Source organism: Vitiosangium sp. GDMCC 1.1324 (assembly GCF_003044305.1).
Taxonomy (GTDB): Bacteria; Myxococcota; Myxococcia; order Myxococcales; family Myxococcaceae; genus Archangium.
The window spans coordinates 635,324-660,457 of record NZ_PZOX01000001.1; the positions used below are offsets into that span (position 1 = coordinate 635,324).

General features: G+C 67.2%; 20 protein-coding genes. 7 read left to right on the plus strand and 13 right to left on the minus strand.

Features of this window, described 5'->3' with window-relative positions:
* Positions 1-7: 7 nt before the first annotated feature.
* The 4 genes from DAT35_RS02405 to DAT35_RS02420 all read left to right on the plus strand — a co-directional run bounded on the left by DAT35_RS02405 (position 8) and on the right by DAT35_RS02420 (position 3,762).
* A complete protein-coding gene (locus DAT35_RS02405) occupies positions 8-628 on the plus strand; it encodes a hypothetical protein (protein ID WP_108065229.1) in 621 nt (206 codons plus the stop codon).
* A complete protein-coding gene (locus DAT35_RS02410) occupies positions 625-1,350 on the plus strand; it encodes a glycosyltransferase family 2 protein (protein ID WP_108065230.1) in 726 nt (241 codons plus the stop codon). Before DAT35_RS02405 ends, DAT35_RS02410 begins: the two co-directional genes overlap by 4 nt.
* Positions 1,347-2,708, plus strand: a complete 1,362-nt coding sequence (locus DAT35_RS02415) for an NAD(P)/FAD-dependent oxidoreductase (RefSeq protein WP_158501517.1) — start codon at positions 1,347-1,349, stop codon at positions 2,706-2,708. Before DAT35_RS02410 ends, DAT35_RS02415 begins: the two co-directional genes overlap by 4 nt.
* 91 nt (positions 2,709-2,799) lie before the next feature.
* Positions 2,800-3,762 carry an NAD-dependent epimerase/dehydratase family protein gene (locus tag DAT35_RS02420; protein ID WP_108065232.1) on the plus strand — a complete coding sequence of 321 codons (963 nt, stop codon included), beginning with the start codon at positions 2,800-2,802 and terminating at the stop codon, positions 3,760-3,762.
* Between the two features lie 27 nt (positions 3,763-3,789).
* Here the strand turns inward: DAT35_RS02420 and DAT35_RS02425 are convergent, their stop codons facing one another.
* From DAT35_RS02425 to DAT35_RS02445, 5 genes are all read right to left on the minus strand, one after another.
* Positions 3,790-4,788, minus strand: a complete 999-nt coding sequence (locus DAT35_RS02425; RefSeq protein WP_233261260.1) for a DUF481 domain-containing protein — start codon at positions 4,786-4,788, stop codon at positions 3,790-3,792.
* Positions 4,789-5,078: 290 nt separating this feature from the next.
* A complete protein-coding gene (locus DAT35_RS02430; protein WP_108065233.1) occupies positions 5,079-5,771 on the minus strand; it encodes a histidine phosphatase family protein in 693 nt (230 codons plus the stop codon).
* A complete protein-coding gene (locus tag DAT35_RS02435; RefSeq protein WP_108065234.1) occupies positions 5,771-6,844 on the minus strand; it encodes a phosphotransferase family protein in 1,074 nt (357 codons plus the stop codon). Before DAT35_RS02435 ends, DAT35_RS02430 begins: the two co-directional genes overlap by 1 nt.
* A gap of 13 nt (positions 6,845-6,857) precedes the next feature.
* Entirely contained in the window at positions 6,858-7,682 is an 825-nt protein-coding gene (locus tag DAT35_RS02440) for an SDR family oxidoreductase (protein ID WP_108065235.1), read from the minus strand.
* 5 nt (positions 7,683-7,687) lie between these two features.
* Positions 7,688-8,920, minus strand: a complete 1,233-nt coding sequence (locus DAT35_RS02445; protein WP_108065236.1) for an acyl-CoA dehydrogenase family protein — start codon at positions 8,918-8,920, stop codon at positions 7,688-7,690.
* 81 nt (positions 8,921-9,001) lie between these two features.
* On the opposite strand from DAT35_RS02445, the gene DAT35_RS02450 reads away from it, so the two are divergent.
* Positions 9,002-9,931 (plus strand): LysR family transcriptional regulator, encoded by a 930-nt coding sequence (locus tag DAT35_RS02450; RefSeq protein WP_108065237.1) that lies wholly within the window; start codon positions 9,002-9,004, stop codon positions 9,929-9,931.
* 122 nt (positions 9,932-10,053) lie between these two features.
* A complete protein-coding gene (locus DAT35_RS02455) occupies positions 10,054-11,106 on the plus strand; it encodes a hypothetical protein (RefSeq protein ID WP_108065238.1) in 1,053 nt (350 codons plus the stop codon).
* Positions 11,107-11,162: 56 nt separating this feature from the next.
* Here the strand turns inward: DAT35_RS02455 and DAT35_RS02460 are convergent, their stop codons facing one another.
* From DAT35_RS02460 to DAT35_RS02490, 7 genes are read right to left on the minus strand one after another with little or no spacing between them, the layout of a single operon-like run.
* Positions 11,163-12,203: an NADP-dependent oxidoreductase gene (locus tag DAT35_RS02460; protein ID WP_108065239.1), complete on the minus strand. Its 1,041-nt coding sequence runs from the start codon at positions 12,201-12,203 to the stop codon at positions 11,163-11,165.
* A 21-nt stretch (positions 12,204-12,224) separates the two neighbouring features.
* Positions 12,225-12,893 (minus strand): hypothetical protein, encoded by a 669-nt coding sequence (locus tag DAT35_RS02465; protein WP_108065240.1) that lies wholly within the window; start codon positions 12,891-12,893, stop codon positions 12,225-12,227.
* 11 nt (positions 12,894-12,904) lie between these two features.
* Complete coding sequence (locus DAT35_RS02470; protein WP_108065241.1) at positions 12,905-14,512, minus strand: hypothetical protein; 1,608 nt, start codon at positions 14,510-14,512, stop codon at positions 12,905-12,907.
* Positions 14,513-14,569: 57 nt separating this feature from the next.
* Positions 14,570-15,952: a hypothetical protein gene (locus DAT35_RS02475; protein WP_108065242.1), complete on the minus strand. Its 1,383-nt coding sequence runs from the start codon at positions 15,950-15,952 to the stop codon at positions 14,570-14,572.
* A 46-nt stretch (positions 15,953-15,998) separates the two neighbouring features.
* Entirely contained in the window at positions 15,999-17,471 is a 1,473-nt protein-coding gene (locus DAT35_RS02480; RefSeq protein ID WP_108065243.1) for an MBL fold metallo-hydrolase, read from the minus strand.
* A 31-nt stretch (positions 17,472-17,502) separates the two neighbouring features.
* Positions 17,503-18,258, minus strand: a complete 756-nt coding sequence (locus DAT35_RS02485) for a hypothetical protein (protein WP_233261261.1) — start codon at positions 18,256-18,258, stop codon at positions 17,503-17,505.
* Between the two features lie 7 nt (positions 18,259-18,265).
* Positions 18,266-19,564 (minus strand): alkaline phosphatase D family protein, encoded by a 1,299-nt coding sequence (locus DAT35_RS02490; RefSeq protein ID WP_158501518.1) that lies wholly within the window; start codon positions 19,562-19,564, stop codon positions 18,266-18,268.
* A gap of 465 nt (positions 19,565-20,029) precedes the next feature.
* Here DAT35_RS02490 and DAT35_RS02495 point away from each other — a divergent pair, with 465 nt between their 5' ends.
* Entirely contained in the window at positions 20,030-23,449 is a 3,420-nt protein-coding gene (locus DAT35_RS02495) for a GMC oxidoreductase (RefSeq protein ID WP_108065245.1), read from the plus strand.
* A 71-nt stretch (positions 23,450-23,520) separates the two neighbouring features.
* Here DAT35_RS02495 and DAT35_RS02500 read toward each other — a convergent pair whose 3' ends face one another.
* Complete coding sequence (locus DAT35_RS02500) at positions 23,521-25,023, minus strand: ATP-binding cassette domain-containing protein (RefSeq protein WP_108065246.1); 1,503 nt, start codon at positions 25,021-25,023, stop codon at positions 23,521-23,523.
* Between the last annotated feature and the right edge of the window lie 111 nt (positions 25,024-25,134).

Sequence of the window (25,134 nt, forward strand, 5' to 3'; positions counted from 1 at the left end):
CCACCTCGTGCGTCAGTACGCCCGGCCGTTTCCCATCACCCGCCTGTCGCTCGAGGCCCGCGTCCTCTACACCGGATTCCTGCTGTTCCTGGTGCTGGGCTTCGTGTCCTCGGCGTGGCTGTACGCGGACTCGTTCGGGGGGCTGTCCGGGCGGAGCTCGGCGGAGTACTACCGGGGTGGTGCCGCGCCCGCCGAGCCCCCTCCCGCCCCGAAGGTCGAAGCAACGGGAGGCCCGGCGCTGGAGCTGCCCGAGGACGGCCCGGCGTTGGAGCTGCCCGGAGAGACGGCGGCCGTCGTGCCCATGCGGTTGGAGAAGCCGGCGCGGCAGGTGATGGAGACGTTCCACTTCCACCTGTTCACGGTGCCGGTGGTGCTGCTCATCGTGGGGCACCTGTTCATGCTGACGGCGCTGTCCACGCGGCTGAAGGTGGGCGTCATCATCGTGGCCTCGGTGGCGACGTTCGTGCACCTGCTGACGCCGCTGCTGGTGCGCTTCGTGGGGCCGCAGTGGGGCTGGCTGATGCCGGTGTCGGTGATGGGCGCGGCGGTGGGGTGGCTGCCGATGCTGCTGTGGCCGCTGTGGGAGATGTGGCGGCCGGAGCCAGCCTCGGAGGTGGAGACGGGATGATCAGCGTCGTCATCCCCGCTCGCGACGAGGTGCGCGCCATCGCCGGAGTGGTGCGGCGGGTGGGCGAGGCGCTGGCGGGGGAGGCGCATGAGATCCTCGTGGTGGATGACGGCTCGCGGGACGGCACGGGCGCGGTGGCGCGCGAGGCCGGGGCGCGGGTGCTGACGTTGACCGGGGTGGGTTACGGCGCGGCCATCAAGGCCGGAGCCGCCCGGGCGCGAGGCTCGCTGCTGGCGCTCATCGACGCGGACGGGACGTACCCAGAGTCAGCGCTGCCGGAGTTGGTGGCGGCGGTGCGCGAGGGGGCACGGCAGGCGATTGGCGCCCGGCCGAAGCTCGGGGCCTCCGAGCCCTTCGCGCGCTCGGCGGTGAAGGCGCTCTTCCGGGGTGCGGTGCGGTGGCTGGGTGGCTTCGAGGCGCCGGATCTGAACTCGGGCATGAGGGTGCTGCGCACGGCGGATCTGCTGTCGCTCGCGCCGGTGCTGCCGGATCGCTTCTCACTCACCACGACGCTGACGTTGGCTCTGGCGGCGGCGGGGGATCCCATCGTCTTCCTGCCGATCGCCTACCACGTGCGCGTGGGCCGCTCGAAGTGGCGGCCGGTGCGGGACACGTGGCTGATGGGCCGCACGGTGGCGCGAGGCATCGGATGGCTGCGCGCGGGCCGGGCGCCGAGGACGCTCGCGGCGCTGGAGCTGCCGGCCGTGGGAGGCACGGGGTGAGCGCGCCGGTGGTGGTCATCGGCGCGGGGCCCTCGGGGCTGGCTGCGGCACATGCGCTCGCGCGGGCGGGGAAGCGGGTGGTGGTGCTCGAGGCGGCGGGGCAGGTGGGAGGCCTCTCGGGCTCATTCGACTTCGCGGGCTTCAAGGTGGACTACGGCCCGCACCGGCTGCACCAGGCGGCGGGGCCGGAGGTGCTGGACCTCTACCGGGCGGCCCTGGGTGGAGCGCTTCACGTCCGGGCGCGCAGCGGCATGGTGCACGTGGGCGGGAGACGGCTGCCGTACCCGCTGTCGCTGCTGGGCATCGCACGAGGGCTGGGGCTCACCGAGGTAGCGAAGCACGGGCTGTCGGCGGTGTTGGCGCGGCTGCGCCCGCCCGAGGGGAACCACTTCGGGGCGGAGGCGGCGCGGCGCCTGGGAAGGCACGCGGCACGAGTGCTCTACGAGCCCGCGGCGAGGAAGGTGTGGGGCCTGCCACCGGAAGAACTGGACGCCGCACTCGGCCGGGCGCGAGTGCAGAAGGGTGGCCCGCTGGCGGTGGTGCGCGCGGCGCTCGGGCGAGGAGGCGCATCGGCGGGGAGGCGCTACTTCTACCCGGAGGGCGGATGCGGCGCGCTGGCCGAGGGCCTGGCGGAGGGCATCCGGCGGGCCGGTGGCGAGGTCCGCTGCGATGCGGCGGCCGAGGGCCTGGTGCTGGAGCACGGTCGCGTGAGGGCCGTGGTGGCGCAGGGGCGGGAGGTGCCGGCGGAGTCGGTGGTGGCGACGGTGCCACTGCCGCTGCTGTGCGGGTGGGTGGGGCGGCCGGAGGCGGCCGAGGGACTGGGTTACCGGGCGCTGACGCTGCTGTACCTGCTGCTCGCGAGGGACAGGGGAACGCCGCAAGACGTGCACTACTTCGCGGATGAGCACCTCCCGGCGAACCGGCTCTTCGAGGCCCGGAACTTCGCGGGAGGCGGAGGACCCGAGGGCCGGACGGTGGTGGGCTTCGATCTGCCGTGTTCGGTGGGAGACGCGATCTGGCGGGCCTCGCCGGAGGAGCTCACGACCCGCGTGCGCCCGGCACTGGAGCGGACGGGGCTGGCGGGGACGGAGATCCTCGGAGCGCGAGTGCGGCGCATGGCCTCGGCCTATCCGCTCTACCGCCAGGGCTTCGCGGCAGCGCGGGAGCGGGCGTTGAACGTATTGAGTGAGGTGGACGGACTCTACCCGTTGGGGCGAAGTGCGCTGTTTGTCCACGACAACGTTCATCACGCCTGCTCGGCGGGATTAGCGGTAGGGAGACTGGTCGCGGATGGCGCGAGTTCCCGGGTCTGGCGAGACCGGCAGAAACCTTTCCTCGAAACGCAGATCGAGGACTGACTGGTGGTATGTCCCCCGTCCCTCGGGGAGTGGACTGGGGTGGGGGGTTCTCTCGGTCACGCTCTGGCGCCGGGTCGCAATGGAGTAGGTCATGAAGGTGCTCGTCACGGGCGCAGCGGGTTTCATTGGTTACCACGTGTGTGAGCGACTGCTCGCGCGTGGAGACACGGTCATCGGGTTGGACAACCTGGACACGTCGGGAGACGTGACGCTGAAGGCCACGCGGTTGTCGAGGTTGAAGGCCGCGCCGAACTTCGGTTTCCACCGGATGGACATCCGCGATGTGAAGTCCTGCCGGGAGCTCTTCGATGGAGCGAAGCCCGAGCGCGTGGTGCATCTGGCGGCGCGGGTGGGCGTGCGGGCGATGGCGTCGGAGGGGCCGGACTACGCGGAGACGAACGTCACGGGCTTCCTGCAGGTGTTGGAGCTGTGCCGGCAGGCGAGGGTGGAGCACCTGGTGTTCGCCTCGTCGAGCTCGGTGTACGGGGCGGGGACGCCGGTGCCCTTCTCCGAGCAGGCGCCAGCGGATCGTCCGCTGAGCCTCTACGCGGCGACGAAGCGCGCGGACGAGATGATGGCGCACGTGTACAGCCACCAGTACGGGCTGCCGGTGTCGGGGCTGCGGCTCTTCACGGTGTATGGCCCGTGGGGCCGGCCGGACATGGCGCCGATGCTGTTCCTCCGGGCGATGCTGGAGGGCCGGTCCATCGTGCTGCACGGCGAGGGGAAGATGCGGCGCGACTTCACCTACGTGGACGACGCGGTGGAGGCGCTGGTGCGGGTGCTGGACAAGCCGCCCGTAGGCGAGCCGCCCTACCGGGTGCTGAACGTGGGCGGGGGCTCGGCGGTGGAGATGGCCCGGTTCGTGGACCTGCTGGAGGAGCAGCTCGGGACGAAGGCCTGGGTGGAGCTGAGGCCCGCGCAGCCGGGGGAGCTGGACGTGACGTGCGCGGACGTGACGGCACTGGAGCGGGAGACGGGCTTCCGTCCCTCGATGCCGCTGGAGCAGGGAGTCGCGAAGCTGGTGGCGTGGTACCGGGGCAGCGAGGGCTGAGCCGCCCCGGTCCGTTCGCCGTACTTCCTAGAAGGTCACCGTGGCGCTCACCGACAGCGAGGTGTCGGTGGGCTGCTTCCCTTCAGCAGGCTGGCTGTCGTACTGGAGGAGGAAGGTGGTGGCGATCGCCAGCGCCTTGGTGAGCTTCACGGTGAGCTGCGTCTGGTTGCCGACGAGCAGACGCGAGCCCTCGATGAGGCTGGGCAGCACGCTCAGTTCCTCCAGGAAGGCAACGTCCTTGTTGAGGGCATAGCGGAAGGCCGCGCCGAAGCGGGGGCCGCCGAGCGACACGTCCGGCAGATCCATGGACGTGGGGTAGTACTGGAAGCGCGTCTCGCGGGCATAGCGGAAGGCCAGGTCCGTGCGCAGGAAGGACTCACCGCCGTTGTTGCGCTTCAAGTCCCACCAGATGATGCCGACACCGGCCTCTCCGCTGCCGCGGACCTCCACGCTCTTCAAGTGGTCCGTCTCCGCGCCCACCAGCAGGTAGCCGCTGATCTTCTCGTTGAAGCGGCGGTCTCCGCGCAACTGCAGGGACGCGGCGAGCGCATTCACTTGGGACTCCGGCTGCGGCTGGCCCTGGAGAGCGGGGGGGCGGCTCTCGCCGTAAACGCCCGTGGCCTTGATGGCGTAGATCCAGTTCTCCGACTTGCGCTCCGCGTTGACCAGGCCGTTGAACGTGACGGTGGAGGCGTTGCCGCTGATGAAGATGAGGCCCAGGCCCACCGTGATGTCCCAGGTGTCCTTCTTCGCGGCCTCCTTCTTCTCCTCCTTCGTCTCGGGGGCGGCGGGCTGATCCTCGGCGGGAGGCGCGGTGCGGGCGATGCCCTTGGCGAGCTGCTCGATGGCCTCGGCCATGCGGGCGTTGGCCTCGGCGGCGCGCTCGGCGGCGGCGGCGGCGCGCTCGGCGGAGGAGGCCGCGCGCTCGGCGGCCTGGGCCGACTGCTCGGGAGTAGAGGGCTGCTGAGCAGGCGCGGGAGTCTGGAACGTCAGGAAGGCGGACAGAAGGGTGTGGACAGGAAGCACAGCGAAACTCGCGGGTGAAGAAGTGACTTCAGTGGCCGGGAGGCGTGACGCTCTCGGCCTCTGCTTGGGTGCGGAGCCTTTAGTACCAGCGGAACTCCGGGTGCAATGGGATGGAAACGGGAATTGCACGGGCCGGGCCAGCGCCGTCCCGCGCGGAACCCCGCGAGAGGATTGGCGCCAGCCCCTGGAGCTGGTGCGAGGAGCCCCAACTGACACTCCGGATGACGTGTCAGCCCGGAGCGCTGACGCGTCAGCGCGCGGGGGCTTCCGGGGAAGTCCGGCCTCGCCGGTCAGCGGTAGGTGATGAGTGCGCGCTGTGCGCCCTCGAAGTGGCCGTGCTCGTTGAGCGTGGAGAGGTAGCGGCCCCGCTCGCTGTAGATGACCTTGGTGATGCCGCAGTTGGCGAGCGTCCAGTTGAGCCGGAACGCGTGGGCCACGGGGATCTGCAACAGCTCCCGGCAGATGGCGGTGATGGTCCCACCGGAGGTGAAGACGAGCGCGGTCTTGCTCGGCCCGAGCTGCCGGATGATGTCCTCGAGAGCACGGAGGCAGCGCGCCTGGAAGACGGACCAGGGCTCCGTGTACTCGGAGTCATGTCCACCCGCGGTCCAGCGCGCGACGGCCTGGGTGAACATCTCCTGGAAGGCCCGGCGTGGGTCCGCCGCCGCGCTCATCGCCTCCACCGCCCGCGCATGGTCCGCGAACCGGGGCTCGAAGCGGGCGATGATCTCCTCGTGGTCGAACTCATCGAATCCGGCCATGCGGTGGGGCGAGAGCGGGATGCCCATCGAGGCGAGACACCCCTGCGCCGTCTGCTCATGGCGCTTCAGGGTGCCGGCGAAGACCGCATCCACCTGGGGCAGACGCACACGCAGCGCCTCGCCGAGCACGCGCGCCTGCTCGAGCCCGACCTCCGAGAGCGCATCGTAATCCGCCGCGCCGAACGAGGCCTGCCCATGGCGGACGAGGTACACGGCACCCATCAGCGTCCTCCCTTCTTGATGATGCCGCGGCAACGCCAGTCGAAGTAGTTGACGAGGATCCAGAAATTCTTGAAGGCAGGGTTGCGCGTCTGCTTGTGGTGGTAGCGGTAGTAGATCTGCTGGGCGATGACGGCGAGGCGGAACAGGCCGTAGACCTCGTAGAAGGCCCAACTGGCGGGCTTCAACCCGGTGCGCTCGAGGTAGTACGCGACCACCTCTTCACGCCGGAGCATGCCGGGCAGGTGCGTGGGCTGGCGGCGGGTGGTGCGCATCAACAGGTTGTCGTCGGCGTGCACCCAGTAGGCGAGCGTGTTGCCGAGGTCCATCAACGGATCGCCCAGGGTGGCCATCTCCCAGTCGAGCACGCCGATGACCTCGGTGGGGCGCTCGGGGTCGAGCACCACGTTGTCGAAGCGCCAGTCATTGTGGATGACGCAGGTGGCGATGTCGTCGGGGGTGTGGGCCTTGAGCCAGTCACGCACGTACCGGAAGGAGGGGACGTTCCAGGTGCGCGCCTTCTCGTAGCGATCGGACCAGCCCTCGATCTGCCGGCGGGGGTAGCCGGCGCCCTTGCCGAGCGACTCGAGCCCCACCGCCCGGTAATCCACCCGGTGCAGCTCGATGAGCTTGTCGATGACGTTGAGACACAGCTGTCGGGTCTGCGCCGCGTCCAGCTTCAGTCCTGGAGGCATGCGCGAGCGGGGGATGAGACCGGGGATCCGCTCCATCACATAGAACTCGGCGCCGAGAACGCCCGGGTCCTGGCACAACCCGACCATGGTGGGCACGGTGGGGTAGACGGGCTTGAGCGCCTTCTGCACCGTGTACTCGCGCGCCATGTCGTGCGCCGACTTCGCCTTGGTGCCCGCGGGCGGGCGGCGCAGGATGAGATCCCGGTTGGCGTACTCGAGGCGGTAGGTCCAGTTGGAGGCACCACCCGCGTACTGGGTGACCTTCGGGGTGCCTTCCAACGTCGGCACTTGGGACTTGAGCCAGGCGTCCACGGCGGGGACGTCGAGCTCCTCGCCCGAGCGCACGGCCCTGGCCTCGTCGAGGGGGGGAGTCGGTGACATGGGTCCTCGTCTATCAGGCTCGCGAAGCCTCGGGGCGCCCGCGGATGCGGCGGGTGCGCTTCTGGATCAGCGAGGCGTAGAGCTCGCGGGGGAGGAGCCGCTTCAGCAGCCAGGTATGGCGCGCCTCGCGGTGGGGGAGGACGTAGAAGTCGCGCTGCTTGACCGCCTGGAAGATCTGATCGGCGATGTCCTCGGCGGTCACGGGCGAGCGCTCGAGCAGCTTGCCCACGGCCGTTCGCAGCCCGGGATCGGTCGTGCGCAGCGATTCAGCGAGGTTGGTCTTGAAGAAGGAGGGGCAGACGACGCTGACGCCGATGTTGTCATCGACGAGCTCGTTCTGCAGCGTCTCCGACAGCGAGACGACGGCGGCCTTGGAGGCGTTGTAGCTGCTCATCTTCGGCATATCGAGCAGGCCGGCCATCGAGGCCACGTTGACGAAGTGACCGCGGCCCTGGCGCTTGAACACCGGGGTGAAGACCTTGCAGCCGCGCACGACGCCCAGGAGGTTGATGTCCAGGACCCACTGCCAGTCGGAGAGCGAGACCTCGTCGATCGCGCCGGCCTGGGCGACGCCGGCGTTGTTGACCACCACGTCCACGCCACCCCATTGGGCGGAGAGCCACTCGGAGGCCGCGCGCAGATCCTCCTCGCGCGTCACGTCGCAGCGCAGGTAGTGGGACTGGGAGGTGAGGGGAGTGAGGGAGGCCAGGGTCTCCGCGCCGCGGGCGTCGTTGACGTCGGCGATGCAGACCCGCCATCCCGCCCGGGCGAAGCGCAGGGCGATGGCCCGCCCGAGCCCGCTGGCGCCACCGGTGATGAAGATGCGCTGTGTGCTCATGAGTGTCAGCTCCTGGAGAACCCGCGCCGGGCGAGTTCGATGCGGGCGATGACGCCCTTGTGCACCTCGTCGGGTCCATCCGCCAGCCGCAGGGAGCGCGCCTGGGCGAAGAAGCCCGAGAGCGACGTGTCCTGCGACACTCCGGCCCCACCGTGGATCTGGATCGCGTCATCCACGACCTTCTGCAGCACATTGGGGGCGACGACCTTGATGGCGGAGATCTCGCTCATGGCACCCAGGGCGCCCAGCTCGTCGAGCTTCCAGGCGGCGTAGAGCGTGAGCAGGCGGGCCTGGTCGATCGCGATGCGCGCCTCGGCGACGCGCTCACGGTTGCCGCCGAGGTTGAGCAACGGCTTGCCGAAGGCGGTGCGCTTCATTCCGCGGTCGATCATCAGATCGAGCGACTGCTCCGCCGCGCCGATGCAGCGCATGCAGTGATGGATGCGGCCGGGGCCGAGGCGTCCCTGGGCGATCTCGAAGCCCATCCCCGGTCCACCGATGATGCTGGAGCGTGGGAGCCGCACGTTGTGGAAGTGCACCTCGCCGTGTCCGTGGGGGGCGTCGTAGTCGCCGAACACCGGGAGCATGCGTTTGGCCTCCACTCCCGGCGCGTCGAGCGGCACCAGCACCATCGAGTGTTGATGGTGGCGATCCGTGCCCTCGTTGGGCGTGCGAGCCATGTAGATGGCGACTTTGGCCCGCGGGTGGCCGAGGCCGCTCGACCACCACTTCTTTCCGTTGAGCACCACCTCGTCGCCCTCGACGACGGCCGTCGCCTGCATGTTGGTCGCGTCGGAGGAGGCCACGTCGGGCTCGGTCATGCAGAAGACGGAGCGGATCTCCCCCGCGAGCAGCGGCGTGAGCCAGCGCGCCTTCTGCTCCTCGGAGCCGTACCTCCAGAGCACCTCCATGTTGCCGGTGTCCGGGGCGTTGCAGTTGAAGACCTCGGGCGCCATGAAGCTGCGGCCGGTCTCCTCGGCGATGGGCGCGTACTCGAGCGTGCTGAGGCCGGCGCCGAGCTTCGCGTCGGGCAGGAACATGTTCCACAGGCCCTCGGCCCGGGCGCGCGCCTTGAGCTCCTCCATGATGGGGGGGACCTGCCAACGCCGCCAGTCGCCGTGGTCGGCCGCGCGGACCTGCGCCCAATACTGCGCCTCCACCGGCTGGATGTGCTCGCGCATGAAGCGCTGCACGCGCTCGCGGTAGTCCTTGGAACGGTCACTCGGCTCGAAGTTCATGAGAGGCCTCTCCGGGTTACGGTCCTCGATCCTGTGGCCGAGGGCCTTGATGAATCCAGTGAATGTTGGTCATGTGTTCTCATGAACGCAGCGCATGAAGCGGGGCGGCTGGCTCAGCTCGACCTCAACCTCTTCCGGGTGTTCGATGTCATCTACCGGGAGCGGAACCTCACGCGGGCGGCGGAAATCCTCTTCCTGAGCCAGTCGGCGGTGAGCCACGCCCTGGCTCGCTTGCGTGAGCAGCTCGAGGATCCCCTCTTCGTGCGTCAGGGGCGGGGGGTGGTGCCCACTCCGCTCGCCGAGCGCCTGGCGCCTGGGATCCAGGAGGCGCTCGCGCTCCTCCAGCAGGCCGTGCACCGCACCCGTCACTTCGACGCCCGGCGGGATGTCGTCCAGGTCACCGTCGCGATGAACGACGTGCTGGAACCCTCGCTCCTCCCACAACTCGTCGTGCGCCTGCGCGAGAGCGCTCCCCACATCCGGGTCGCGAGCGTGCGGCTCGAGCGGACGAAGAGCGAGAGGGACCTGGCATCCGGGAGGCTGGATCTGGCGGTGGACGTGGCGCAGCCGACGTGGGCCGACCTGCACCACACGGCACTGATGCGCGACACCTTCTGCGTGGTGAGCGCGCGGCGGCGGAGGCTGGATGTGCCGGCCTACCTGGCCGCGCGGCACGTCACCGTGTCCTCCCGGCGCACGGGTCTGACCTTCGAGGATCTGGTGCTCAGCCGTCTGGGCTACCAGCGTGAGGTCACCGTGCGCTGCCAGCATTATGAAGCGGCGTGCCGACTCGTCGCGGGATCGGACCTGCTCCTCACGATGCCTCGGCGCCGGGCCGAGGAGATCAACACTCCCCTCGGCAACCGGCTCCTGCCCATGCCAGTGGCACTGCCTCCACTGGAGCTCCACCTCTATTGGCATCGCCAGGTGGACGGCGATCCGCGCAACCAGTGGTTGCGCGCGGAGTTCCTGGCGCTCGCGGAGGGGCTGCTCGGAGGCGCGAAGCCGTAGAGTGCGCGGAGGTGTGCGGGCCTCCGATTGTCTGAAAGGCAAACATCCCCCCAGCGAGAGCGCGCTGAGCTCCTTCCCCTGTTGTTTGATGCATTCCCGATCGTTTTCCTGGGGGGAAGCATATGAAGCCGTTGGCTGTCCTCATCATCCATGGTGTGGAGATCCAGGATGAGAGTTTTCATCTGACTCCGAAGCGGCTGCTCCAGAAATTCTTCGCCCAACACTTCAAGGGACAACCGAATGCGCCGGACCCGGAGCGGGCGATCGTCGTCGAGCCGGTGCACTGGGCTCCCGTGTTGGAGGGAGCGGAGCGCCGGCTCTTCGAGGAGCACTTCGTAGACAAGAAGGGGGGATTCTTCGAGGAGCTCCGCGGGCTGATCAAGCGAATCAATGGAGGCTCGGAGCTATGGCTCGGGCCCTTGATGGCCTTGCTCACGAGGCGCAAGGACAGTCGCCTCGGGCGGCTGCATTACCCGGGTGCACGGTGGCTGATGATGCACTTCGTGGGGGATGCCATCGCCTATCAGCCCGGAATCGGGCAGAGCGAGGTGTATGACAAGATCCATGCCTGTGTCACGGAGGCACTCGCACGCCTGCGGCAGCGGGCTGGCGACGATGCTCCGCTGTGCGTGATTGCACACAGCCTGGGCACTATCATCGCGAGCAACTACTTCTACGATCTGCAGGTGGCGCGGGCCGAGATGCAGAAGCAAGGGCAGAGTGCGACGAGGCCGCTGGAGTCCCATGTGGACCCCATGAAGCGCTCGCCGCTAGAGCGAGGGGAGACGCTCGCGCACCTGTACACCATGGGCAGTCCCCTGGCGCTCTGGAGCCTGCGCTACCCGAATCAGAAGGAACTGGACAGCCCCGTGTGCGTACCGGCGGAGGAGCTCCTCCTGCACCATTCAGGGGTGGAGGGCGAATGGGTCAACTATTATGACGAGGACGACCTCATCGCGTATCCGCTCCAGCCGCTGGGAGACGAATACCGGAAGAGGGTGCGAGATGTGAACGTGCGGTTGAGCGGGCTGCTCTTCGGCTGGACACCGATGGTGCATCCCTTCTACTGGGCGAATGACAAGGTGATGGAGCCCATTGCGAAGGCGTTGGCACGGACCTGGACCCAGGTGAACGGCGCCAGCGGTGGGCGGAAGCGCGGTCAGACGGGCACCTGAACCTTCCACGGCTGCGAGGTGGGCTCGATGCCCGGGCCTCGCAGCCGGGGCGGTCTTCAGGCCCTGTCCTGGGAGGCCGAGCGCCTGGCGGCGGCAGGCTTTACCTGGATGATGACCTTGCCCACGGCCCGGCCGGACTGGCTGTAATCCAGCGCTTCCTTCGTCTGCTCGAAGGGGAAGACTCGGTCGACGATGGGCTTGATGTGACCATCGGTGAGCAGTCTGCCGATCTCGGCGAGTTGCTGGCCGTCCGGACGCATGAACAGGTACTCGAAGCGCACCTGGTGCTTCCGGGCGAGCGCGGTCGTCTTCCGCGTCATGATACCCAGCGCCATCACCAGCAAGGGGTTGAGCCCCCACTTCCGGGCGAACTTCGCATCGGGCTTGCCCGCGATGGAGACCATTACCCCGCCCGGCTTGAGGACACGGAACGAGCGGTACTGCGTCTCACCGGCCTGGGTGTCGAAGACCAGATCGTAGTCGTGCAGCACGTCGTCGAAGCGCTCCTTGCGGTAGTCGATGACCACGTCGGCACCCAACCGCTTGACCAGCTCGATGTTGCGCTCGCTGACGGTGGTTGCCACGGTGGCGCCCAGATACCTGGCGAGCTGGATGGCGAAGGTGCCCACGCCGCCCGAACCCGCGTGGATGAGCACCTTCTTCCCTTTCTCGAGCCCACCCACTTCGATGAGGGCCTGCCATGAGGTGAGGCCCACCAGCGGGATGGAGGCTGCCTCCTCGTGGGTGAGGTTCTTCGGCTTGAAGGCCGCTTCGGCCTCGCCCACCACGGCGTACTCCGCGAACGCGCCGATGCGGCTCTTGTCCAGACGGGCGAAGATCTCATCCCCCGGCTTGAACTTCGTCACCGCCGATCCCACTTCCACGACCACGCCGGACAGATCACTGCCCAGGATGAGTGGGAAGTCGTTGGGCACCAGAGTCTTCACTCCGCCTTCGCGGATCTTGAAGTCCACGGGGTTGACGCTGGCCGCATGGACCTCCACCAGCAGATCCCCGGGCCCCAGCTTGGGCTTGGGCTGCTCGCCGAACTGGACCACCTCGTTGCTGCCATATTTCTCGATGAAGAATGCTTTCATGGTCGTGGGCTCCAGAGCCTATCACGGCGATGGAGCGAGTCCTCCTTCGGTCGTTGTCGCCGCCTGCTTGCGCCGCACCAGCCGCACTCCCACGCTCGTCAGCATGGCCACGGTCATCGCGATCCCCAGGCCTCGGACGATGCCATGTTTGATGATGACCGCGGAGACGAAGAAAGTGAGGGGGATGTAGACATGCACGGCGATGCGCTGGATCTTGATCCACTTCGCTTCCGAGCGCACGAACCAGGCCAGCACCAGGTCGAACGCCCACCACGCGGTATCCAGCAGGTTGCTGGTGGCGATGATGGGGCCCTGCTTCGCGTATACCTCGGCGAGGCTGCCGTGAAAGATGACCCCGACGGTGAAGTAGAAGTGGACCAGGTATGCCAGGTAACCAGCGGTCCATGTCAGCAGCCAGTAATTGTTCTTCCGATCCGAGCTTCCGGGCCAGAAGAACAGGAACAGGGCGGGCGTCATGAAGAGGATGGTGACCCAGATGGAGTAGACGGCGCGCCAGTACACCATCTTCGGGCGCAGCTCCGGGCGCAGCATCGCGACGCACAGCAGCAGGGCGAAGGGCACGAACACGTTGCTGAACTGCGCAAGCGTCAGCCGGCCGCGGGATTCGTGGAGTTCCACCTCGGGTGTCGTGAGGGGAGCCACGGGAGACTCGGAGGGAAGGGTGCTCATCTCGTGTGTCCTCAGTCCAGGGTCTTGAGGAACTCCAGCAGATCCTTCAGCTGGGCCTCGTCGCGTTCAGGCGATCCATAGGCCCAGGGGTAGTCGTGGCCCTTGTTGGAGTTGCCTCTCAGTCCGGTATCGAAGCGGTAGTAGTTGCGCGCGTCCGGCGCCTGGGAGACGACCAGTCCCACGTCCACCGGATCATAGAGATTGCGGCCCCGGTAGTAGAGCTCGCGGCGCGGCTTGAGGTTGATGAGCTCGGCCAGGGTGGGCACGCTTCCGTTGTGCAGGAAGGGAGCGCGCGACCAGACCGTCTCGATGGGCGCGTTGATGTAGCCCTGGGTGGAGCCCGCGGGGCCGGGCCGGATGTCCTCGCGCTTGGGCTTGAGCGGGTTGTCGTCCGGGAACATGTTGTAGAGCACGTCCGGGAGTCGATCGAAGTGACGGAAGGTCACCCGTTCCGCGTCGGTGCCGAGCTTCTCTACCGGCACCACCTCTCCGGTGTACCTGCCCTTCTCCCACTGGCCCGTCTTCGAGTCGCGGATGCCGTGGCACTCGTAGCAGTGCTTCATGTAGACCGTGCGCCCTCGCTCCACCCGGGTGGGATCCAGCGCGGCGCCGTGCTCCTTGAAGACATCGGCATACCGGGGTCCCCGCAGAGCGACGGTGTAGTCCACCGCCTTGATGACGCTCTTGGAGATCTCCGGCTCGTTGAGGTTGTCCTTGTTGGCGCCCACGGCGATGGCGGCCATCACGCTCCGGGTCAGCCGGTTGCCCACGCTGCCGTCGTACTGTCCCCAGTGGCGGTTGCCCTGCTCGTAGAGCGTGGGAATCTTGCAATAGGCGTAGTCACCCAGGGTGGCGGGACGATCCATCACGTTGCGCACCAGGTTGCGGAACGGCTGCGTGCGCGAGGGCCCATTGGGCATCTTCCCGGAGTCGAGCAGATCCTTGCCGCCGAACGGCTCATCGAAGCGGGGCAGGTTGCGCTGGAGCGTCTGGCGGATCTGCGGCAGCCAGATGCTGATCATCGCCCGTTCGGCCAGGGTCAGCTCCCGCTGGTACTTCTTCTGGTAGGCCTCGTTCACGGACTGCACCGAGAGGCGCTGCTCGTCGAGCACGGCGTCCTTGAAGGCATCCACCCAGGCGATGAAGTCCAGGTGGGGGCTGCCCATGCCTATCACCAGGACGCCCGGGTCCGCGTCTGACGTCTGCACTCGAGCGGTGTGGCACATGCCGCAGGTGAAGCCCACGTAGGACACCGGCGAGGGTGAGCCCGAGCCGGGACGGTGGTTGCTGATGGCGAAGCCGATCGGCATCCCCTCGTTGGTGCCGTCGGGAGCGCGGGTGAAGCCGAATTGTTGGATCCAATCGCCGTACTCCGGGCCGCGTGGCTGGAAGTGCTCCGGGAACATGTCCGGCAGCACCTGCATCACCGCGAGGGGGACGTTCTCGGTACCGGTGGACGTGTAGAGATAGGCATGCTGGCCATCCGCCTCCGAGGGCTTCACCCAGGTGGATTCCAGGGCGATCAGCCCGAAGGTCGCCAACAGCAGCAGGGCACAAAGCGCCACGGCGGCGATGCGGACCACCCGCATCGCCCGGGCGAGGGACGAAATGCTTGGCATGTCGCTTTCTCGTGGAAGGAGGGAAGGCCAGCGAGTGGAACTCGTGCGCCGGGACCGTTACCGGCGGCCGTGCCAGAGCTCCTCGTGGCGGGCTTGCGTCTCCGAATAACCGTTGGCGAAGAGCTGGTCGTAGTAGTCGAGGTCCAGGTGATGCATCTGGATCCACACGCCCGGCACGTGCATCGCGTCCGCGTGGGCCGGGAAGCGGTCATACGTCTCGTAGATGTAGTTGCACACGTCCTTGGCGCAGGCGATGACTTCCTCCGAGTAGTGGGGCACCTCGGAGACGAACTGCTTGGCCAGGCCGGGCTTGAAGACCTTGTCGAACTCCTTGGGGTCCGTGTAGAGCCCGGTGGGCCCGTACTTGTGGGAGATGAGGGCGTCGATCGCCTCGTTCATGCTGCCGTAGTAGGGCGGGCAATAGCCTTGCAACAGGCCGTCGAGGCCCACCGGGTTGGGCCGCCAGCTGGGCAACGGAGAGATGAACTTGAGCGCCTGCCGCAACAGATTGCGAGGGGTGTGGTAGCGGAAGCCCAGGCTGTTGCCGGCCTGGCGGTAGTCCGGGTCTCCCAGCAACACGGGCCCGATGAAGGCCGCGTGGATCCACGCGCCCAACCCCATGGCCTCCGCCACGAGGAAGATGTTCTGCATCAGGAAGTCCGCCTCGTAGGGGATGCGCGCATTGCCCAGCACCCCGAGGGGAATCTTCTGGTCCTTGTTGAGGAAGCCGTTGCGGACCCACTTCTGCACGCCGGCCACGCGGTAGAAGTTCCAGTCGTCGATGAAGGTGGGGCGGTGCCCGGCATCCTGTGTCAGCAGGAACATGATGCCATTGATGTACTGGCGGGTGAGGTCCACCACCGGGACGAGGATGGTGCTGCCCGGCACGTTGGACATGTACCGGTTGCGGCCCATGTAATAGGGGTACTGGCGTGGGAAGTCGACGCGCTGGTCGGACACCTTGACCTTGCACTTGTCCGCGTAGGCAATGAGCCTGGCGGCGGTCAGCTCTCCCTTGGCCAGCATGAAGGCGTCTTCACCCTGGGGGCGGCTTAGGAAGTAGGTCCCCGAGTCGTTGATGAGGAAGAAGTGGGTGGCCTGGGCATTGTCGGGGCTGCCGGCGGTGCGGCCGACGACATCCACCATGGGCGAGCCGACCAGGGGCTTGCCGTCCTCGGTGAGGAAGGGCTGGTCAGGCAGGGTGACGCCCGTGATGCCCGTGGAGGCGATGAGCAGCGCTTCCTCCAACGCGGTGAGCGGCTCCGGCTCGTGCTTGGAGGTGTAGCTGAGACTGCCCGCGGGAATGGACTTGATGCCCTTGGCCACGCGCCGGGTGCGCCGGTTGCGCAGCGCATCGAACAGCGGGTAGCGCAGGGTTTCCTGAAGCCCCCGCTCCTCGTCATGGACGTGGAGCGGCTGGGTCGATGGATTCTGGGACATGGATGGTGTCTCCTGAAGCGTGGGGATGCGACGCAGAGGGCGCGCGTCAGCGGGCCTGTGTCTGTTTCACGAGCGAGAAGGCGTCGCGGACGTTGCTCTGGGACGTGGCCCACGTGAGCTGGTTGTCGTGGAACGAGGGCAGGATGCTCAGCCCCCACTTGGAGATCTCACCATCGAGCAGCCTCGAGGCCTGCTGTTCATCGATCCCCTTCTGGAGTCCCTCGGTTGCCTGGTCGTGGAGGAACTGGAGGTAGTCGGCGTAGCGGGCGAGGTCGGAGATGCGGGCCACGGGGCCGTGGCCTGGCACCACCACCGCGTCCGGGTAGGTCGCCACCAGCTTGCGCACCGCCTTGATGAGTCCCTCGAGGTCGGCCCCACCCTGGCGCAGATCGAAGAAGGGGTAGTAGGTGAAGAAGAAGAGATCTCCCGTCGCCAGGATCTTCTCCTTGGGAAGCCAGACGCACAGGTCCCCGCGGGTGTGGGCCGTGCCGGGGTGGAAGAGCACGACCTCCTTGTCTCCCAGGTCCACGCGCATGGGGTTCTCATCCACGAGGACATTGGCGACGCCCAGCGGATGCATCTTCGTCTGGAGGGCCTCGTTGCGGCGCATCAACTCCGGCACGGCCTTGTGGGCGATGCGGTCCGCACCCGGATAGAGATCGTTCCCCAGGGTGTGATCGTAGTGGTAGTGGGTGCTGACGACGTGCTTCACCGGCTTCTGCACGTTGTCGGAGACCCATTTGCGCAGCAGGTTCGCGCCGGGAGGGAACTTGGTGTCCACCAGCAAGGCCTCGCGGCTTCCCTCCACCACCAGCGTGTTGCCTCCACCGCCCATCACCATCCGCACGCCAGGAGCCAGGTCCACCACTTCCTGGCGCAGGAAGGAGGCATAGAACCAGGTTCCAGCTCCCGCCGCGCCCAGTGCCAGCGATGCGGCCATCGGCATGGCGAGCCCTCGCGCCGTACGGCCGGGATCTCCTCGCACCGTGGTCTCGTCCAACTTCCCGCTCTGGCGGTAGATGGGCTCGAGCGATCTGGCGCCCTCCAGGGATCGGTCCTTCACGAAGGTGAAGTGGGCAACCCAGAAGGCCTTCATCAGGTTGAAGCTCTTCCCCATGGCCTTCTCATAGGAGCCAAAGCGGGTGCGCCCGCTGCCCAGGTCCTCCATGTGGTAGGTGTGCCGGGCGTAGAAACCTGGCAGCACGGAGACTTCCCAGGTCACCTTCCGCGCCGGGCCCTGGGACTCCAGCTCCACGATCTTCGCCATGGCCGGCATGTAATACGGGTACCACCACCGGATGGGGTGGAAGGCCCAGATGAGCTGGTGGCCCCATTTCAGGTCGCGGTTCTTCGCCCAGAGGAAGCACTCGTTCCATCGGGGCCACAGGTCGGCCCGGTTGAAGAAGGCCCAGAGGACATCGATGGGAATGTCTACCTCGACCGTGCCCTGCACCGGCTCCATGGAGGAGGCGGCTGCCAGTTCTTCTTTCCTGCCCTTGTCCGTGTCCGTTTCTGCCATGGGTGTGGATTCTCTTGGTTGGGGTTGTGCGTCAGCTCGCTGTGCACAGGTTGTGCGAGGTGTGGTACCTGCCCGTCAGGGGCGGATGCGCGTCGGTGCTGTGGTAGTCATGCCACCACCGTGCCGATTGCCAGATGGCCTCGGGACTGCTGGAGCGGCTGCCCACGCTCGGGGTGAGCTCGAAGCCCGCGGCTCCCAGGATGACCTCCACCATGGCTGCACATGGAAGCCCATGTCCCTCCAACAGTGGATTGACGTTGCGGCCGGTACCCCAGACGTAGGGGAGCCACTCGGTGATGAGCCCGACTCCATCCACCACCGCGCGCTGGCGCATGAAGCGCTCCCGGGCGAGCCTCACCTTGTGCAGCTCGAGCGGCACGTGCACCACCGCCACGTTGGGGAAGCGCTCCCCGTCCTCATAGGCGCGGAGGTCAGCCCTCTGGATGCCATTGGTTTCGGGCGGATAGCCGAAGCCGTGAGCGGGGGTGAGGGAGATCTCCCACGCGTCCACGGCGGACAGCGCCGGACCGTTCTTCTCCAGGAGCACCACATGGGACCAGTGGCTCGGCGTCAGATCATGCCGGGCGTGCGATTGGGCTACCCGGAGCCGGAAGGAGATGGGGTCCCGTCCACCCAGCAGCAGCAGGGCGGGTCCACTCTGCTGAGCCTCCGGGAGCTGCTGGAAGGACTGCTCGAGCCAGGTGAGGTTGCTCTGGGCGTGATCGCGGGGAATCTTGTGCAACCTGGCATTGGGCGCTTGGGCATTCGAGGTGCGGATTCCAGACATGAGGGGCTCACGCTCCGTGACGGAGGAGGAAGGGCTTGACGGATACGGGGGCCGCGCCGAGCTCCAGCGGGAAGTAGCGCGGGGTGACCTCGACGTTGTGGCCTCGGCGTTGGAAGGACAGCAGGCACACCTGGTTGCCGTGCTGGAGATGCTCGGTGTGGGCCTGGAAGCGGTTCTGCATTCCCGGAGCGGAGAAGACGGAGGGGGCCTGGCGTCCCTCGGGATGTCGCGCCCAGGGCTTGCCGGTGAAGCGTTGCCGGAGCATGGCGAGTTGGTCCGTGCCGAGCGTCGCCACCAGCGAGGAGGGGGAGGAGATGACCTCGTAGGCCTGACGGCCGTGGAGGATCGAATCCGTTGGCACCAGTCTCGTCACCCGGCCCCAGTGCACGTCTCCGGTGAGTACCAGCAGGTCCCCCGCATCCTGCATGAGTCGCTCCAGCTCCTTCATCAACACGCCGAAGTCGGCGTAGTTGGGGAGCTCGGCATCCTCCATGTTGCGCCCGAAGAGGCTCGGCTTCTCCATGAGAAGCGATTGCCCGGTGGAGAAGATGCCGATCCGTCCGTGATGGGCGCAGTGGGACACCCAGGCCGAGAGTGCCTGGAGGGTCGCCGCCGTCATCATCCGCGTGAGGTCCGGAGTGCGGAAGGAGCGGGTATCGACGATGAAGAAGGAGAGCGGCTCCACATCGAACTGGATCGGCGTCCCGAGCGGTGTGGAGTCGTAATGCTGGAAGGCCTCGCACATCCGGCGCGCGGCCAGTTCCCATCTGTCGCGGCCACCCCGGGTCCAGGTGTTCTGCAGATGCGGGGTGCGCATCGGGTAGTTGTTCCAGTAATCGTGATCGTCCGGGACGCAGCTCAGGGGGCCCGCAGACAGCACTCGGGCATAGGCGCTCTCGTCGGACCAGTTGCGGACGTAGTCCTGCTCGAATTTCTCCGCGAGCGAGGACAGATCATCGGGAAAATTCCGCAGCGTGGGCAGGTCCAGGTAGACCTGATCGCCCGCGGCCAGCACCAGATCCGGCTGGTAGGTCTTGCGGATGTCATCGACGATCATCCCCGCGATGCCGCGCTTGTCTTCCTCCCAATGGAAGCAGGAGGTGAGCAGCACATTGAAGGATGCCTCGAGCCCCTCGGGAACCTTCCGAGGTATGATGCGCAGCTCGGTCGCAATGGGCTCTCCCCCGTCGAGCCTGAGCTCCACCCGGGCCTTCCGGGCGGTGCGGCTCTCGTGCGGAAGAGTCAAATCGAAGACACCACTGAATGCGCGCTCGGGATTTCCCTTGAGCATCGGGGGTGTACGCACACTCTCCAGGGGACGCACGGTGTGGAGGGAGTCCGGGGCCAGAGGGAGCCCGTTCAAACGCCATTCCAGGGATGGGGCTGAACTCCTGCCAAGAACGCCCAGCCATACCCGCAATCGTCCCGGTGGTGCTGCGGCGCATGACCGCAGGACGGCCTCTGCACTCATTTCCCCCCCCTTCGACTGCACGCAAGGGTCCTGCGAATGGATCAACACCTAACAGGACTCCTCAGTCATGACCAGTAGGCGGGATCCGCAAGTGTTTACAATCGTGATGATCTGTCTCGAACGCGTGACGGGGGCGGTGCCGAAGCGGATTCGTTGCCGTCTTCAGTGCGCAAGGTTGTTGATTCATTCTGGCGGGGCTGAAATGAGGCGGGCTCTATTAAAGACAAGCTCATTCGTGGTAGAGGAGCGCGTGGGACGCGACCTGGGGTCGCTGTGTCCCAAGCGGGGGGAGCCAAACAGATGAATCGACTCGCGTCTTCGATCGAGGACATCCAGGACCACTACACGATCGTGGTGGTGGGGTCGGGCTACGGAGGAGCCATTACCGCTTCACGCCTGGCTCGAGCAGGCCAGAAGGTCTGCGTATTGGAGCGAGGCCGGGAGCTGCAGCCCGGCGAGTTCCCGGACACGGCGCTGGAAGCGGCAGCCGAACTCCAGATGGAGGCGCCCCATGGCCGGACGGGTCCTCGCACGGGCTTGTTCAATCTCCACCTCGGCCATGACATCAACGTGCTCGTGGGCTGTGGGCTGGGGGGCACCTCGCTCATCAATGCCAATGTGTCCATCCGTCCGGATCCTCGCGTGTTCGAGGATCCGAGCTGGCCGACGCTCCTGCGTGCCGAGGGCATGAAGCGGATGGAGCATGGCTTCAGTCTCGCGGAGCGGATGCTGGGCGCCAGGCCGTACCCGGAGCACCTTCCCTCCCTGCCCAAGCTGAACGCCCTCCAGAAGTCAGCCGAGGTCCTGGGGCAGAAATTCTATCGTCCGTCCATCAACGTCACCTTCGAGGATGGCGTCAATGAGGCGGGCGTGACGCAGAAGGCGTGCAACCTGTGCGGGGATTGCTGCTCGGGTTGCAACTACGGTTCGAAGAACACCGTGTTGATGAACTACCTGCCGGACGCCAGGCGTCACGGAGCGGAGATCTTCACCACGGTGGATGTGCGCTACATCGAGCGCGGCCAGGACGGTCGCTGGCGGGTGCACTACCAGGCGCTGGGCACGGGTCGCGAGGCGTTCGACGCGCCCTCCCTGTTCGTCACCGCGGACCTGGTCATCCTCGCGGCTGGTACGCTCGGCTCCACCGAGCTCCTCCTGCGCTCTCGTGAACGAGGCCTGAAGGTGTCGGAGCGGGTGGGCCGGTCCTTCAGTGGAAACGGGGATGTGCTCGCGTTCGGTTACAACACCGCGCAGGAGATCCGAGGCGTCGGCTCGGGCAACCTCCCGGTGAAGAACCTGCCGCCGGTGGGACCCTGCATCACCGGCATCGTCGACATGCGCGATACCCCCGAGGTGCGCGACGGAATGATCCTCGAGGAGGGCGTCATCCCGGGGGCCCTGGGTGAGATGCTGCCCGCCGCCTTCGAGGTCGTGGCGGATGTGGACGGGCTCAACACCGCCGAGGCGCAAGTGCTCGCTCAGAAGGAGCGCGAGGCGGAGAGCCTGGTGCACGGCCCTCGCCATGGGGCCATGCTCAATACCCAGACGTACCTCGTCATGACGCACGACGGGGCGGATGGGCGGATGGAGCTGGAGAACGACCGGCTGCGCGTCGTCTGGCCGGGAGTGGGCTCCAGGGCCATCTTCCAGCAGGTGGACAACCGACTGAAGGAGGCCACCCGGGCGTTGAAGGGCATCCAGATGGGCAACCCGCTCTGGACTGATCTGCATGGCGACCGGCTCATCTCCGTCCATCCACTGGGCGGCTGCGTCATGGCGGACTCGGCGGACACCGGCGTGGTGGATCACACCGGGCGGGTGTTCTCGTCCGAGCAGGGCTCCAGCGTCCATGAGGGGCTGTACGTCTGTGATGGCTCCATCATCCCCACGTCCCTGGGTGTCAATCCGCTGCTGACCATCTCCGCGCTGGCCGAGCGGTGCGCGATGATCATCAGCGAGGAGCGTGGCTGGAAGATCGATTATTCGCTCAAGGGGCCCATCTCCGAGCTGCCCGTTCCCGTGACGCCGGGCATCCGCTTCACCGAGCGGATGAAGGGCCACCTTGCCATCGAGGGAGGAGCGGCCAGCCGGCCCGAGGAGTTCGAGGCCGCGGAGGCGCGTGGCAAGAAGGACGGTTCCTCCTTCGAGTTCGTGCTGACCATCGTGTCCAACGACCTGGACAAGCTCGTCGGGGATCCGAAGCACGAGGCCCGCATGATGGGGACGGTGATTGCGCCGGCGCTCTCGCCCCATCCCCTGACGGTGACACACGGTGGCTTCAACCTGTTCGTGGAGGACAAGGCATCCGTCGAGACGCGGTTGATGAAGTACCGCATGCAGCTGACCGCCGAGGACGGACGCTCCTTCTTCTTCTACGGCTACAAGGTCGTCCGCGAGGGCCCCATCTGGAAGGTGTGGCATGACACCTCCACGCTCTATGTCACGCTCCACGAGGGCCTGGACGACAAGGGCCCGGTGGTGGGCAAGGGCGTACTTCGGATCGCCCCGGAGGACTTCATCAAGCAGTTGGGCACGCTCGAGGTCACCCACGCCAAGAATGCCGAGGAGCGCCTGGCGACCACGGTGCGCTTCGGCCGGTACTTCGCTGGCGTGGTGTACGACTACTACGGCGGTGCCGTGGCAAAGGATACGTTGCTCGATCCCAATGCGCCTCCGCGCAAGAAGCGTCCGCTGCGCGTCCCGGCACCCAAGCTCGTTCCGTTCAAGACCCGTGACGGGGTGGAGCTGTTGCTCACGCGTTATCAGGCCGGTACCAAGGGGCCCGTCATCCTCTCCCACGGTCTGGGTGTCTCCAGCCGCATCTTCTCCATCGACACCATCGAGACCAACCTGGTCGAGTACCTGTGCGCGAACGAGTATGACGTGTGGTTGCTGGACTACCGCTCCAGCATCCTGGTGCCTGCCTCCAACACCCAGTACAGCGGCGATGACGTGGCGCTGAAGGACTACCCTGCGGCGGTGGCCACGGTGCTCAAGGAGACGGGGGCTCCCTCCGTGCAGATGGTGGCCCACTGCTACGGCGCCACCACCTTCAGCATGGCCCTACTGGGGGGACTCCAGGGGGTGCGCTCCGCGGTGTGCTCGCAGATCTCCACCGAGTTCGTCGTTCCCAAGCTGGTGGAGATCAAGGCCGGGCTGCATACGCCCAACCTGCTCGAGAAGCTGGGCATCAAGTCGCTGACGGCCTACACGGACTCGAAGGCGGATTGGATGTCACGCCTCTACAATCAGGCGTTGGATCTCTACCCCGTCGACCAGGACGAGGAGTGCGACAGCCCGGTCTGCCACCGCATCACCTTCATGTATTCGCTGCTGTACGAGCATGCGCAGCTCAACGAGGCCACGCACGCCGCCCTGCATGAGATGTTCGGCGTGGCCACCGTCAAGGCCTTCGACGGGCTGGCGGACATGATCCGCGCCGGCCACATCGTCGACGCCCAGGAGAAGGACACGTACCGCCCCCACCTGAAGCGCATGGCTCTCCCCATCCGCTTCATCCACGGCGAGAGCAACGGGTGCTTCCTGCCGGAGAGCACGCAGAGGACTTACGAGGCCCTCGTCAAGGCCAACGGGGCGGGGTTGTACTCGCGCCGGGTCATTCCGAAGTACGGCCACATCGACTGCATCTTCGGCAAGAACGCGGCGAAGGACGTGTTCCCGCACATCCTCGAGCACCTCGAGGCCACGCAGAAGGTCTGAGTCCCAGGACGGGCTCCGCTTCTCGCGGCGTCCAGGCCGTCGCTCCTCGGCCTGGGCGCCGCCGTGTCGGGTCAGTCCGAGGTGATGTCCACGCGCCGCTCCTGCACCTTCCAGCGCTCCGTGGTGCATCGCCGAGCGAAGTGCGCGTCGTGCGTCACCAGCAGCAGGGCGCCGGGGTAGTCGCGCAGGGCCTCCTCCAGGTGTTCGATGGAGGGCAGGTCCAGGTGGTTGGTGGGCTCGTCGAGCACGAGTGCCCAGGCATGTTGCCCGAGCCCCCGTGCCATGAGCAGCGTGCGCGCCTCGCCGGGAGAGGGCTGCTCGGAGGCGAGCAGGCGATCCGGATCCACCCCCAGCGCCGCCACCAGTGACAGCACGCGGCCCTTCTCCTCTGGAGGCAGCTCGCGCACGGAGTCGAGCACCTCTTCTGCCTCCTCCGCGCTCACGTCCTGCGGGAGGTACAGCACGCGCTCCAGTGGCACGCGCGCCTGGCCGAGCAGCGCCCTCAGCAGGGTGCTCTTCCCAACGCCGTTGGGACCCTCGATGCGGATGCGGGCCTCCCGGGACACGTCGAGCCGCAGCGGGCCGAACAGCTCCACGTCTCCCGCGTACAGCCCGGGGACATCGAGACTGAACAGCAGCGGATTGGGTGGCCGGACGTAGTCGACGAAGATGGAGCGGCCGAGCGTCTTCTCCACATCGATGGACTCGACGGCGGCGGCGGCACGCTCGACCTCGCGGCGGGTATGGGCCACCTGGCGGCCGAGCCGTGCATCCGCCCAGCTCACGAGATTCTTGGCCCCCAGGGTGCGCGCGTCACTGTCGTACTTGCTCCTCATGCGGCTGCCGGCGTTGCGCGCGGCGGAGGCGGCCTCCTGATCCCGGCGCGTCTGCGCGAGCCGCTGTTGCAGCCGGCGGTGCTCGTCCTGGGCCTGCTGCCGGGTGGCGCGACGGGCGTCCTGCTCTCCCTCCCAGGCCTCGCGGGCGGCGGAGTACGCGCCGGACCACAAGCGCACCGTGCCCGCGTGGACGCGCAGCGTGGAGGTGGTGAGGGCCTCGAGCAGCTCCCGGTCGTGCGAGACGAGCACTCCTACTCCGCGGAAGCGGCGCAGGGCGGAGATGAGCCACTCCCGGGCCTCGGCGTCGAGGTGGTTGGTGGGCTCGTCGAGCAGCAGCACATCAGGCTCACGGGCCAGCGCGGCGCCCACCTGCCAGCGCTTGCGCTCGCCGGGGGAGAGCGTGCTCCACCGCTCGAGGGCGGTCGGATCCAACGCGAGCTGTCCGAGCAGCCGCCGGGAGCGCGAGTCATATGCCTCCGCCAGCGCGATGATGTCGGGAGTGATCTCCTCGACGCGCTGCGGGCAGAGGTGGACGAGGGCCGAGGGCGGCTCGAAGCGGAGGTGCCCATCCGAGGGCTGGATCTCACCGGAGATCAGCCGCAGCAGGGTGGACTTGCCGGCACCATTGGAGCCGACGAGGCCGGTCCATCCTGGAGGCAGGTGGAACTCGGCGTCGGAGAAGAGGGGAATGGCGTCGGAGAACGCGAAGGAGACGCGGTGGGCGCGAACGAGTGACACGAGGAACTCCAGAATCGTTCCGGGCGCGCACGAGGGGCCCGGGGGTTGGCTGAGAGACAGCGCCGACGATTCAGGAGTGGATCTTCAATGGAGTACGAAGCCTCGTGTGTG

Coding starts and splice junctions, on each gene's coding strand:
- DAT35_RS02470 (WP_108065241.1), bottom strand. CDS start 14,512: ATGCCAAGCATTTCGTCCCTCGCCCGGGCGATGCGGGTGGTCCGCATC.
- DAT35_RS02450 (WP_108065237.1), top strand. CDS start 9,002: ATGAACGCAGCGCATGAAGCGGGGCGGCTGGCTCAGCTCGACCTCAAC.
- DAT35_RS02440 (WP_108065235.1), bottom strand. CDS start 7,682: ATGAGCACACAGCGCATCTTCATCACCGGTGGCGCCAGCGGGCTCGGG.
- DAT35_RS02410 (WP_108065230.1), top strand. CDS start 625: ATGATCAGCGTCGTCATCCCCGCTCGCGACGAGGTGCGCGCCATCGCC.
- DAT35_RS02460 (WP_108065239.1), bottom strand. CDS start 12,203: ATGAAAGCATTCTTCATCGAGAAATATGGCAGCAACGAGGTGGTCCAG.
- DAT35_RS02445 (WP_108065236.1), bottom strand. CDS start 8,920: ATGAACTTCGAGCCGAGTGACCGTTCCAAGGACTACCGCGAGCGCGTG.
- DAT35_RS02480 (WP_108065243.1), bottom strand. CDS start 17,471: ATGGCAGAAACGGACACGGACAAGGGCAGGAAAGAAGAACTGGCAGCC.
- DAT35_RS02430 (WP_108065233.1), bottom strand. CDS start 5,771: ATGGGTGCCGTGTACCTCGTCCGCCATGGGCAGGCCTCGTTCGGCGCG.
- DAT35_RS02495 (WP_108065245.1), top strand. CDS start 20,030: ATGAATCGACTCGCGTCTTCGATCGAGGACATCCAGGACCACTACACG.
- DAT35_RS02435 (WP_108065234.1), bottom strand. CDS start 6,844: ATGTCACCGACTCCCCCCCTCGACGAGGCCAGGGCCGTGCGCTCGGGC.
- DAT35_RS02465 (WP_108065240.1), bottom strand. CDS start 12,893: ATGAGCACCCTTCCCTCCGAGTCTCCCGTGGCTCCCCTCACGACACCC.
- DAT35_RS02455 (WP_108065238.1), top strand. CDS start 10,054: ATGAAGCCGTTGGCTGTCCTCATCATCCATGGTGTGGAGATCCAGGAT.
- DAT35_RS02475 (WP_108065242.1), bottom strand. CDS start 15,952: ATGTCCCAGAATCCATCGACCCAGCCGCTCCACGTCCATGACGAGGAG.
- DAT35_RS02420 (WP_108065232.1), top strand. CDS start 2,800: ATGAAGGTGCTCGTCACGGGCGCAGCGGGTTTCATTGGTTACCACGTG.
- DAT35_RS02485 (WP_233261261.1), bottom strand. CDS start 18,258: ATGTCTGGAATCCGCACCTCGAATGCCCAAGCGCCCAATGCCAGGTTG.